The sequence below is a fragment of the Agrococcus versicolor genome (assembly GCF_039531815.1).
Taxonomy (GTDB): domain Bacteria; phylum Actinomycetota; class Actinomycetes; order Actinomycetales; family Microbacteriaceae; genus Agrococcus; species Agrococcus versicolor.
In genome coordinates this window covers 595,455-605,610 of record NZ_BAAAQT010000006.1, presented here as the reverse complement: position 1 = coordinate 605,610, position 10,156 = coordinate 595,455, and the positions used below count along the sequence as shown (strand labels likewise).

Below are 10,156 nucleotides of genomic sequence, written 5' to 3'. Positions count from 1 at the left end.
TGGCGCCGGTCGTCGCCGGCGCCGCGACGGGCTCGCGCGGACGCTCGACGCGCGTCGCCTGCATCTGCTCGGCCATGTGCTCGAGCACGCGCACCACCTGCGACGAGTAGCCGTACTCGTTGTCGTACCAGACGTACACGACGAGGTGGCGACCGGTCGCGATCGTCGCGAGGCCGTCGACGATGCCGGCGCGATTGTTGCCGACGAAGTCCGTCGAGACGACCTCCGGCGAGTCGACGAAGTCGATCTGGGTGCGCAGCCGACCCTTGAGCGACGCGCGCCGCAGCAGCTCGTTGACCTGGTCGCGCTCGACCGCGACGTCGAGCGTGAGGTTGAGGATCGCCATCGACACGTCGGGCGTGGGCACGCGGATCGCGTTGCCCGTCAGGCGCCCCTCGAGCTCGGGCAGCGCCTTGGCGACGGCCTTCGCCGCCCCGGTCTCGGTCAGCACCATGTTGAGCGCCGCCGAGCGGCCGCGACGGTCGCCCTTGTGGAAGTTGTCGATGAGGTTCTGGTCGTTCGTGTACGAGTGCACCGTCTCGACGTGGCCGTGCTCGACGCCGTACGCGTCGTGCAGCACCTTGAGCACGGGCGTGATGGCGTTCGTCGTGCAGGAGGCGGCGGTGACGATGCGGTCGTCGTCGGCGATCATCGACTGGTTGATGCCGAACACGACGTTCTTCAGCGGGCTCTTCCCCGGCGCCGTGAGCAGCACGCGCGCGACGCCCGCGGCGCGCAGGTGCTGCGACAGGCCCGCCTCGTCGCGCCAGCGGCCCGTGTTGTCGACGACGATCGCGTCGCGGATGCCGTGCGCCTCGTAGTCGACCGTCGAGGGGTCGTCCGAGTGGATGACCTGGATGAGCGTGCCGTTCGCGAGGATCGTCGAGGCCTCGTGGTCGACCTGGATCGTGCCGTCGAACGGTCCGTGCACCGAGTCGCGGCGCAGGAGGTTCGCGCGCTTGTCGAGGTCGTGCTCGCCGCCGGAGCGCACGACGATCGCACGCAGGCGCAGGCCGAGGCCGTTGCCGGCGTGACCGACGAGGATGCGGGCGAGCAGCCGGCCGATGCGACCGAAGCCGTACAGCACGACGTCGGTGGGCTCCTGGTGCTCCCACGACTGCAGGGCGCCGAGCGCCTCGCGCACGTAGGCCTCGAGCTCCGCGGCGTCGTCGGGGGCGCCGTCGAGCAGCCGGCCGAGATCGAGCGACACGCCCTGCAGCCGCTGCTCGTCGGCGACCTGCAGCGCGAGCAGCGAGTGCGCGACGTCGAGCTCGACGTCGCTCACGCGCCGCGCCCAGCGGTGCGCGCGCAGCACCTCCAGGGCGGAGCGGTTGATGATCTTGCGCCCGTGCACGTGCGGGATGACGTTCCGCTCGCGGTAGAGCCGCCCGATGAGGGGGATGGCCGACTCGGCCATCGCCACGCGCTCCATCCAGGCGTCCTGGGATCGCTGCACTGCGTCCGTCACTCGCTCGTCGCTCCTGCTCCTGCGGCGGAGATCGCCGCATCCCCATCCTTTCGCCCCAGCGCATGGACGGACGGCGATCGCCGGCTCCGGCAGGGCTGCACCTTGCCGAGACGACAAGAACCCCGGTTCTTCACCGGGGTCCTCGTGCGATGCGGGGGCGGATCAGGACACGTACGCCTTGCCGAGCCGCCAGTAGCCGGTGAACGTCACGCTCGCCTTGTCGACGCCGCGGTGCTTCACGAGGTGCCTGCGGGCGCCCGTCGCGAGCGACTGCTCGCCGGCGGCGTACGCGTAGGCGACGTCGCCGGGCAGGTCGAGGTCGGCGAGCGCACGCAGGCCCGCCTGGCCCTCGCGGTCGTCGCCGCGGTGGATCCAGTGCACGTCGACGCCCTCGGGCTGCCCGAGGTCCTGCACGTCGTCCATGTGGCCGACCTCGATGACGGCGACGCCGCGCGTCGCGCGGTCGATCGAGCCGCACACGCCGGCGATCGCCGGGATGGCCGACTCGTCGCCGACCATCAGCACGTCGCCCTCGACGCCGTCGTCGTTGTAGAGCAGGCCCTCGTCGAGCAGCGCGGCGCGCTCGCCGACCTTCGCGTCGAGCGACCACTGGGCGCCGGGGCCAGGGTCCTCGTGCACGACGAAGTCGATGTCGAGCTCGTGCACGTCGCGGCGGAACGAGCGGATCGTGTAGTTGCGGATGTGCGGCCGCTGCGCCTCGCGCATGAGGAGGTACTGCGGGAACCACTGCTTCGGGCTCGTCGGCACCTGCAGCTCGTCCTGCCCGGGACGGCGCATGAAGAACCTGAACCACTGGTCGTAGCCCTGCGGGGTCATGTCGCCGACGTCCTCGCCGCCGAGCGTCACGCGACGCAGGTGGGGCGAGATCTGCTCGCTCGCGAGCACCTCGAGCTCGATGAAGCGAGGTGCGACGGCGGCGACGCGGGCGGGTCCGGCCATGCGGGATCTCCTTGGGATGACGCAGCGGGAGGGGGTAAGGCAACCCTCACCTTACCGAAGGGTCGCGCGCACGTCGACCCAGCGTGTCTCGGGGAGGGAATACGATGGGATCGCGCAGCGCTGCACAGCCGAAGTCCCTCCACGCACGTCTGGACCCCATGCAGCAGCTCTCCCCCACCCGCCGCGTCCTCGCGCTCGTCGCGCTCGCCCTCGGCGGGTTCGGCATCGGCACGACCGAGTTCGCCTCGATGGGCCTCCTGCCGCTCATCGGCGACGATCTCGTGCCCGGCTTCGCGGCGAACCCCGAGCGCGGCATCCAGACGGCCGGCTGGCTCATCTCCGCCTACGCGCTCGGCGTCGTCGTCGGCGCCCCTGCGATCGCGGTGCTCGCGGCGCGCATGTCGCAGCGCCGGCTCGTCGTGATCCTCGTCGCCGCCTTCACCGTCGCGAACCTGTCGAGCGCGCTCATGCCGACGTTCGAGCTCACGCTGCTGTCGCGCTTCGTCTCCGGCATCCCCCACGGCGCCTACTTCGGCGTCGCCTCGCTGCTCGCCGCGCGCATCATGGGCCCCGGCAGGCAGGGAGCGGGCGTCGCCCTCGCGCTGTCCGGCCTCACGATCGCCAACGTCATCGGCGTGCCGCTCGGCACCTGGCTCGGCCAGATGGCCGGCTGGCGCTGGTCGTACGTCGCGATCGCCGGCGTCTTCGCCCTCACGCTCCTGCTCGGCCTGCGCACGCTGCCGAACGTCCCCGGCGACCCGACGCGCAACCCGCTCAGCGAGCTCTCCGCGCTGCGCAGCGGCCGGCTGTGGCTCATGCTCGCGGTCGGCGCCATCGGCTTCGGCGGCTTCTTCGCGATCTACTCGTACATCGCCGAGACCGTCACGCGCGTCGCGGGGCTCGACGAGGGCGTCGTGCCGTGGGTGCTCGCGACGCTCGGCATCGGCATGACGATCGGCAACGTCGTCGGCGGCATCGCCGGCGACCGGGCGCTCATCCCGACGATGCTGGGCGGCTTCGTCGCCGTCATCCCCGTCATGGCGCTGTACGCCGTGCTCGGCGGCGAGCCGATCGCGCTCTTCGTGCTCGCGTTCCTCCTCGGCCTCACGACCTCGACGCTCGTGCCCTCGATCCAGACGCGCATCATCCACATCGCCGGCGACGCGCAGCTGCTCGGCGCCGCGATGAACCATGCGGCCTTCAACGTCGGCAACAGCCTCGGCGCGGCCGTCGGCGGCGCCGTCATCGGTGCGGGCCTCGGCTACCTCGCCCCCGGCTGGGTGGGCGTGCTGCTCGCCACCGCCGGCATGGGCCTCGCGGTCGTGAGCGTGCTGCTCGACCGTCGCTCCGCCTCCATCCGCCGCCTCGAGACGCACGAGCAGCGCGCCTTGGTCGAGCCGCTCGCTCGGTGACGCGATCGAGCGCGGATGCGGCACGCCTGCGTGACGAGCCGCCCCGGCCGTGCGTAGGCTCGTGACCATGCAGGGGATCGCATCGGACGTCGACCTCGAGGTCGTCGACGAGTCCCTGTCCGCGACCGACGGCGACTGGATCACCATCGTGTGGGACGACCCGGTCAACCTCATGACCTACGTCACCTACGTCTTCCGCACCTACTTCGGGTTCGACGAGGCGAAGGCCGAGCGGCTCATGCTGCAGGTGCACACGAACGGCCGCGCCATCGTCTCCGCCGGCGGCCGCGAGCAGCAGGAGCTGCACGTCTCGGCCATGCACGGCTACGGCCTGCTGGCGACGCTGGAGCGCGTCGAGGGATGAGCGAGCGATGAGGCCCTGGGCGCGCGACGGCGACACGCTCGTGCTCGAGCTCACCGCCGACGAGGCGACGATGCTCACGCGACTCGTCTCGCAGGTGCGCCAGGTGTTCGTCGCCGTGCGCGACGGCGAGGCCGACCATGCCGACCCCGTCGTCGCGCGGCTCTTCCCCGACGCGTACGACGACGACGACCTCGCCGAGGAGTTCCGCAGGCTCACGGCCGACGACCAGGCCGCGCTGCGGCTCGATCGGCAGCGCGCCATGGCACGCGACCTCGCGGCGCACGCGACCGTCGCCGACTCGCGCGTGCGCGTCGCCGTGCCCGAGGCGTCGGTGGATGCCTGGCTCGCGGGCATCGGCGACATCCGCATCGTGCTCCACACGCGCGTCGCGCAGGGGCCGGAGAACCACCTCGACCTCTCCGCCGAGGACCTCGCGCAGTTCCAGGCCGTCGTCGACTGGCTCGGCTACGCGCAGGGCAGCCTCGTCGAGGCCGTCGTGGGCGGCACGCGCGACTGACGCCTGCCGCGGCGCGCGCGCGTCCACCTCTGCCTCCCGATTCCCCGCCGTGCGCCCGGCAGTGGGAGGATCGGAGGATGAGGATCCTCTCCATCCAGTCCGCGGTCGCGTACGGTCACGTCGGGAACTCCGCCGCCGTGTTCCCGCTGCAGCGACTCGGCCATGAGGTCTGGCCCGTCTCGACGGTGCTCTTCTCGAACCACACCGGCTACGGTGCGTGGCGCGGGCCGCTGATCCCCGCGTCGGACGTCGCCGACGTCATCCTCGGCATCGAGGAGCGCGGCGGCCTCGCGCAGGTCGACGCCGTGCTCTCGGGCTACCTCGGCGGCGAGGAGATCGTCGACGTCGTCGTCGACGCCGTGCAGCGCACGAAGGCGCTCAACCCCGCCGCGACGTACACGTGCGATCCGGTGATGGGCAACGCGCGCTCGGGCTGCTTCGTCGCTCCCGCGATTCCCGCGCTCATCCGCGAGCGCGTCGTCCCGCACGCCGACATCATCGCGCCGAACCAGTTCGAGGTCGGCTTCCTCACGGGCACCGACCCCGCGACGCTCGAGGAGACGCTCGAGTCCGTCGACCGCGCCCGCGACATGGGGCCGCGCACCGTGCTCGTGACGAGCGTCGAGCGCCCCGACCGTCCCGAGGGCACGATCGAGATGCTCGCCGTCGACGACGAGGGCGCCTGGATCGTGCAGACGCCGTTCCTGCCGTTCAAGGCCAACGGATCCGGCGACGTCACCGCCGCGCTCTTCACAGCGCACTACCGCACGTCCGGCTCCGCATGGGATGCGCTCGAGGCGACGGTCTCGAGCGTGTTCGACCTGCTGCAGACGACGCTCGACTCCGGCGAGCGCGAGCTGCAGCTCGTCGAGTCGCAGGAGGCGTACGCCCACCCGCGCCGCCAGTTCGCGGTGCGCCAGGTCCGATGACGCCGGCCGAGCAGCCCGTCGCCGACCCGACCGAGGCGGTGCGCCGCGCCTATGCGACGCGCGGCGACGCGTGGGTCGCGGCCATGGCGATGATCGAGGACTGGCTCGACGCCCGGGCCGACGACCTCCTCGCCGACGCCGACCGCATGCGCCTGTACGTGCTGCCGGGCCGCATCAAGGACGAGGCGCGCACGATCGACCGCCTCACGCGGGCCGCGACCGAGCTCGACATCGCCGAGGTCACGGTCGAGCAGGTCGAGGAGCTCGTGCGCGACGTCGTGGGCGTGAAGGTGCTGTGCAAGTCGACGCGCGACCAGGCGCTGCTCGCCGCCGACGTCGCGACGGCCCTCTCCCCCGGCATCCACCTCATCGAGATGCGCGACTACGTCGCCGACCCGAAGCCGTCCGGCTACCGGGCCGTGCACGCGCTCGTCGACGTGGACGTGCCGATGATCGACGGCCCGACGGTCGTGGCCGTCGAGGTGCAGATCAAGACGCGCGTGCAGGATGCATGGGGCGAGCTCACGCACGAGGACCTCTACAAGCCCGGCGGCGGCCTGCGCCCGAGCGACTTCCACCGGTCGGTGGGGCGCACGATGGCCAACCTGCTCGCCGAGGTCGACCGGCTCGCCGACGACCTCGCGGGCGAGTTCGACGTCGCGACGACCGAGCCCGCCGGCGAGCGCGCCCGCTCCGAGTCCGGCCGCATCCCCATCCGCACGGTCGTCGTGCGCTCGACGGGTCCGCGCTACGCGCTCGCCGTCGACGACGAGGGTCGGCAGGGCCTCATCCCCGCCTTCGCGGTGCGGGCGCTCGCGCCCACGGCCGGCCACGTCGACGTCGACGCGTTCGTGCCGGAGGGCGCGACGCTCACCGCGCGCGTCTTCGAGGACGAGCGCGGGCTGTACTACCTGCCGGTCGCCCTGCCGGAGCAGCCTGCTCAGCCCCCGCTCCCTGAGGTGCGAACGGAGTGAGCCTCGAAGGGCCGCCCGCTGAGGTGCGCCCACCCAGCCCGCTCCCTGAGGTGCGCCCACCCAGCCCGCTCCCTGAGGTGCGAACGAAGTGAGCCTCGAAGGGTCGCCCCCTGAGATGCGCCCTTCGAGACGGCTGCGGCTCCGCCTAGGCCTCCTCAGGATCCACTCCGTAAGCCTCGAAGGGCCGCCCCCTGAGATGCGCCCTTCGAGACGGCTGCGGCTCCGCCGCGGCCTCCTCAGGATCCACTCCGTGAGCCTCGAAGGGCTGCGCCCTAGCGGCGCTCGCGCCGCTCGCGCACGCGGACGTTCACCTGGATGGGGCTGCCCTCGAAGCCGAACTCCTCGCGCAGGCGACGCGTGATGAAGCGGCGGTACTGCGCCTCGATGAAGCCCGTCGTGAAGAGCACGAAGGTCGGCGGACGCGTCGCGGCCTGCGTCGCGAACAGGATGCGGGGCTGCTTGCCGCCGCGCACCGGGTGCGGGTTCGCCGCGGCGAGCTCGGACAGGAACGCGTTGAGCTTGCCCGTCGGGATGCGCATGTCCCACGACTCGAGCGCCGTCTCGAGCGCCGGCACGAGGCGGTCGAGGTGGCGACCGGTGCGTGCGGAGATGTTAACACGGGGCGCCCACGCCACGTGGGCGAGGTCCTGCTCGATCTCGCGCTCGAGGTAGCGGCGACGCTCGTCCTCGAGCTGGTCCCACTTGTTGAACGCGAGCACGAGCGCACGGCCCGACTCGAGCACGAGGTCGATGATGCGCACGTCCTGCTCGGACAGCACGTCGGTGACGTCGAGGAGCACGACGGCGACCTCGGCCTTCTCGAGCGCAGCCTGCGTGCGCAGCGTCGCGTAGAAGTCGGCGCCCTGCTGCAGGTGCACGCGGCGACGGATGCCCGCGGTGTCGACGAAGCGCCACACGCGTCCGCCGAGCTCGATCTGCTCGTCGACCGGGTCGCGCGTCGTGCCGGCGAGCTCGTTGACGACGACGCGCTCCTCGCCCGCCGCCTTGTTCAGCAGGCTCGACTTGCCGACGTTCGGGCGGCCGAGGAGGGCGACGCGGCGCGGCCCGCCGAGCTCGACCTTCGCGACGGCCGACTCGTCCGGCAGCACCTTCATCGCGGCGTCGAGCAGGTCGGCGACGCCGCGGCTGTGCAGCGCCGACACGGGGTAGGGCTCGCCGAGGCCGAGGCTCCACAGGCTCGAGGCCTCGATGTCGCGGCGCGTGTCGTCGGCCTTGTTGGCGACGAGCATGACGGGCTTCGACGACGCGCGCAGCATGCGCACGACGTGCTCGTCGGTCGACGTCGCGCCGACGGTGACGTCGACGACGAACAGCACGGCGTCGGCGAGGTCGACGGCGATCTCCGCCTGCTGCGCGACCGAGCGGTCGATGCCGCGCGCGTCGGGCTCCCAGCCGCCGGTGTCGACGACCGTGAACGCACGGCCCTCCCACTCGGCGCGGTAGGTCACGCGGTCGCGGGTCACGCCGGGCGTGTCCTCGACGACGGCCTCGCGACGACCGATGATGCGGTTCACGAGCGCCGACTTGCCGACGTTCGGTCGGCCGACGATCGCGAGCACCGGCAGCGCCGGCAGCGTGATGACGTCGTCCTCGCCGATCTCGGCGCCGAGGAGGGCGGCGTCCTCCTCGTCGAGGTCGTACTCGGCGAGTCCGGCGCGCAGCGCGGCGACGCGCTGCTCGTCGAGCTCCGCGTCCACCTCGTCGATGCCGTCGGTGGGGGTCTGGTCGGTCATGGACGCTCCTGCGTTCGAACGAGCTCGACGACCGCCTGCACGGTCTCGTCGAAGTCGAGGTGGGTGGAGTCGACGAGCGTGACGCCCGGCGCGGGTGTCATGAAGTCGACCACCTGGTTGTCGGATCGGTCGCGCGCGCTGAGGCGCTCGGCGACGCCCGCGTCGTCGCCCACGTCGCCGATGCGGCGGCGGATGCGCACGTCCTCGTCGGCGGTGAGGAGGATGCGGACGTCGGCGTCGGGGGCGACGACCGTCGTGATGTCGCGGCCCTCGACGACGATGCCGGGGTCGGCCTCGGCGATGAGGGCGCGGAAGCGCACGTTCACGGCCTCGCGCACGGCGGGCACGCGGGCGACGCCGGAGACGGCGCCGGAGATGCGCTCGGTGCGGATGGCGTCGCTCACGTCGACGCCGCCGACCGAGAAGCGCTGCACGGGACCGGAGACGTCGACGGCGTAGTCGAAGTCGTCGAGCACGCCGAGGACGTCGGCCTCGACGGACGGGTCGAGGCCGCGCTCGAGCACGAGCCACGCGAGCGAGCGGTAGGCGGCGCCGGTGTCGAGCAGGTGGAAGCCCAGCCGCTCGGCGGCGCGGCGGGCGACGGACGACTTGCCGGAGCCGGCGGGTCCGTCGATGGCGACGGTCGTCACGAGACCACCGCCCATCCGCGCGCGTCGAGGGCCTCGAGCAGTCGCTGCTCGGTCTCGGGCGCGATGAGGATCTCGGCGACGCCGAACTGCGCACCCTCCGCGTGCTCGAGCCGCACGTCCTCCAGGTTCACGTTGGCGTCTCCGATGTCGGTCATGAGGCGGGCGATCTGGCCCGGGCGGTCGTCGACGCGCACGGCGATGCGCGTGAAGCGCGACCGCTGGCCGTGCTTGCCCGGCAGGCGCTCGACGCCGGCGCGGCCGTCGGCGAGCACGTCGGCGAGCGTGCGCCTCGCGCCCTCGCGGTCGACGTCGTCGAGGGCGACGACGACGCGGTCGAGGTCGGCGCGCAACGCGCGCAGCTGCTCGGCGACCGCGGGGGCGTTGGCCGAGAGGATCTGCACCCACAGCGCAGGGTCGCTGCCGGCGACGCGCGTGACGTCGCGCACGCCCTGGCCCGCGAGGCGCAGCGCCTCGTCTGCGGCGTGCTGCAGGCGGGCGGCCATGAGCGTCGAGACGAGCTGCGGCACGTGGCTGACGGTCGCGACCGAGCGGTCGTGCTCGTCGGGGTCCATCTCGATGGGGATGGCGCCGAGGTCGAGGATGAGGTCGTCGACGACGCTGCCGCGCTCGTAGGAGATGGCGTCGTGGTCGGCGACGACCCAGGGGCGTCCGACGAACAGGTCGGCGCGGCCGGCGAGGGCGCCGGAGCGCTCGCGCCCCGCCATGGGATGCGTGCCGAGGTAGCGCGTGACGTCGGCGCCGCTCGCGCGCAGCTCGGCGAGGATCGGGCCCTTCACGCTCGCGACGTCGACGACGATCGCGTCGCGGTGCGCGTCGAGCTCGTGCGCGACGACGTCGGCCGTGACGTCCGGCGGCACGGCGACGACGACGAGCGCCGGGGCATCGCCTGCGGCAGCGGGGCGTCCTGCCCCGTAGTCGGCGGCGAGGCGCACGGCCGTGGGGCTCACGTCGGCGAGGCTCACGTCGACGCCGAGCCGCGTCAGCGCCATGCCGATCGAGGATCCGAGGAGGCCGGTGCCGACGATGCGCACGGGTCCGCGGAGTCGATGGGTCACCGGTCAATGGTAGGCGACGCACGCAGGTGGCCCCGCATCCGCGCCGCCCGCC

Annotated in this window: 10 protein-coding genes; 5 read left to right on the top strand and 5 right to left on the bottom strand. The window is 72.7% G+C overall.

Annotation, left to right across the window (positions count from 1 at the left end; translation table 11 throughout):
- Together ABD249_RS11220 and ABD249_RS11215 are read right to left on the bottom strand one after the other, a co-directional pair.
- On the bottom strand, positions 1-1,432 hold a 1,432-nt coding region (locus ABD249_RS11220; RefSeq protein WP_344343940.1), incomplete at its 3' end, for a glyceraldehyde-3-phosphate dehydrogenase.
- A 198-nt stretch (positions 1,433-1,630) separates the two neighbouring features.
- The gene (locus ABD249_RS11215) at positions 1,631-2,428 is read right to left on the bottom strand and encodes a siderophore-interacting protein (RefSeq protein ID WP_344343549.1); all 798 of its coding nucleotides are present in this window, start codon (positions 2,426-2,428) and stop codon (positions 1,631-1,633) included.
- A gap of 158 nt (positions 2,429-2,586) precedes the next feature.
- Here ABD249_RS11215 and ABD249_RS11210 point away from each other — a divergent pair, with 158 nt between their 5' ends.
- The 5 genes from ABD249_RS11210 to ABD249_RS11190 all read left to right on the top strand — a co-directional run bounded on the left by ABD249_RS11210 (position 2,587) and on the right by ABD249_RS11190 (position 6,624).
- On the top strand, positions 2,587-3,840 hold the full coding sequence (locus tag ABD249_RS11210; protein WP_344343547.1) for an MFS transporter: 1,254 nt from the start codon (positions 2,587-2,589) through the stop codon (positions 3,838-3,840).
- Between the two features lie 67 nt (positions 3,841-3,907).
- Positions 3,908-4,204, top strand: a complete 297-nt coding sequence (gene clpS / locus ABD249_RS11205; RefSeq protein WP_344343545.1) for an ATP-dependent Clp protease adapter ClpS — start codon at positions 3,908-3,910, stop codon at positions 4,202-4,204.
- A gap of 7 nt (positions 4,205-4,211) precedes the next feature.
- On the top strand, positions 4,212-4,721 hold the full coding sequence (locus ABD249_RS11200; protein ID WP_344343543.1) for a DUF2017 family protein: 510 nt from the start codon (positions 4,212-4,214) through the stop codon (positions 4,719-4,721).
- 77 nt (positions 4,722-4,798) lie between these two features.
- Entirely contained in the window at positions 4,799-5,650 is an 852-nt protein-coding gene (gene pdxY / locus ABD249_RS11195; RefSeq protein WP_344343541.1) for a pyridoxal kinase PdxY, read from the top strand.
- Positions 5,647-6,624, top strand: a complete 978-nt coding sequence (locus ABD249_RS11190) for a GTP pyrophosphokinase (protein WP_344343539.1) — start codon at positions 5,647-5,649, stop codon at positions 6,622-6,624. Before pdxY ends, ABD249_RS11190 begins: the two co-directional genes overlap by 4 nt.
- Before the next feature lie 272 nt (positions 6,625-6,896).
- Here ABD249_RS11190 and der read toward each other — a convergent pair whose 3' ends face one another.
- Genes der through ABD249_RS11175 form a run of 3 tightly spaced genes read right to left on the bottom strand, consistent with a single transcriptional unit; the run spans position 6,897 to position 10,104 of the window.
- Positions 6,897-8,378, bottom strand: coding sequence for a ribosome biogenesis GTPase Der (gene der / locus ABD249_RS11185; protein ID WP_344343537.1), 1,482 nt, complete (start codon positions 8,376-8,378; stop codon positions 6,897-6,899).
- Complete coding sequence (cmk, locus tag ABD249_RS11180) at positions 8,375-9,028, bottom strand: (d)CMP kinase (RefSeq protein ID WP_344343535.1); 654 nt, start codon at positions 9,026-9,028, stop codon at positions 8,375-8,377. Before cmk ends, der begins: the two co-directional genes overlap by 4 nt.
- The gene (locus ABD249_RS11175) at positions 9,025-10,104 is read right to left on the bottom strand and encodes a prephenate dehydrogenase (protein ID WP_344343533.1); all 1,080 of its coding nucleotides are present in this window, start codon (positions 10,102-10,104) and stop codon (positions 9,025-9,027) included. The genes cmk and ABD249_RS11175 overlap by 4 nt, the downstream gene beginning before the upstream one ends.
- Positions 10,105-10,156 lie beyond the last annotated feature (52 nt).

Excerpts from the sequence above, each read along its gene's own strand:
- clpS (WP_344343545.1), top strand. The coding sequence starts at position 3,908 with ATGCAGGGGATCGCATCGGACGTCGACCTCGAGGTCGTCGACGAGTCC.
- ABD249_RS11210 (WP_344343547.1), top strand. The coding sequence starts at position 2,587 with ATGCAGCAGCTCTCCCCCACCCGCCGCGTCCTCGCGCTCGTCGCGCTC.
- ABD249_RS11200 (WP_344343543.1), top strand. The coding sequence starts at position 4,212 with ATGAGGCCCTGGGCGCGCGACGGCGACACGCTCGTGCTCGAGCTCACC.
- ABD249_RS11190 (WP_344343539.1), top strand. The coding sequence starts at position 5,647 with ATGACGCCGGCCGAGCAGCCCGTCGCCGACCCGACCGAGGCGGTGCGC.
- der (WP_344343537.1), bottom strand. The coding sequence starts at position 8,378 with ATGACCGACCAGACCCCCACCGACGGCATCGACGAGGTGGACGCGGAG.
- pdxY (WP_344343541.1), top strand. The coding sequence starts at position 4,799 with ATGAGGATCCTCTCCATCCAGTCCGCGGTCGCGTACGGTCACGTCGGG.
- ABD249_RS11215 (WP_344343549.1), bottom strand. The coding sequence starts at position 2,428 with ATGGCCGGACCCGCCCGCGTCGCCGCCGTCGCACCTCGCTTCATCGAG.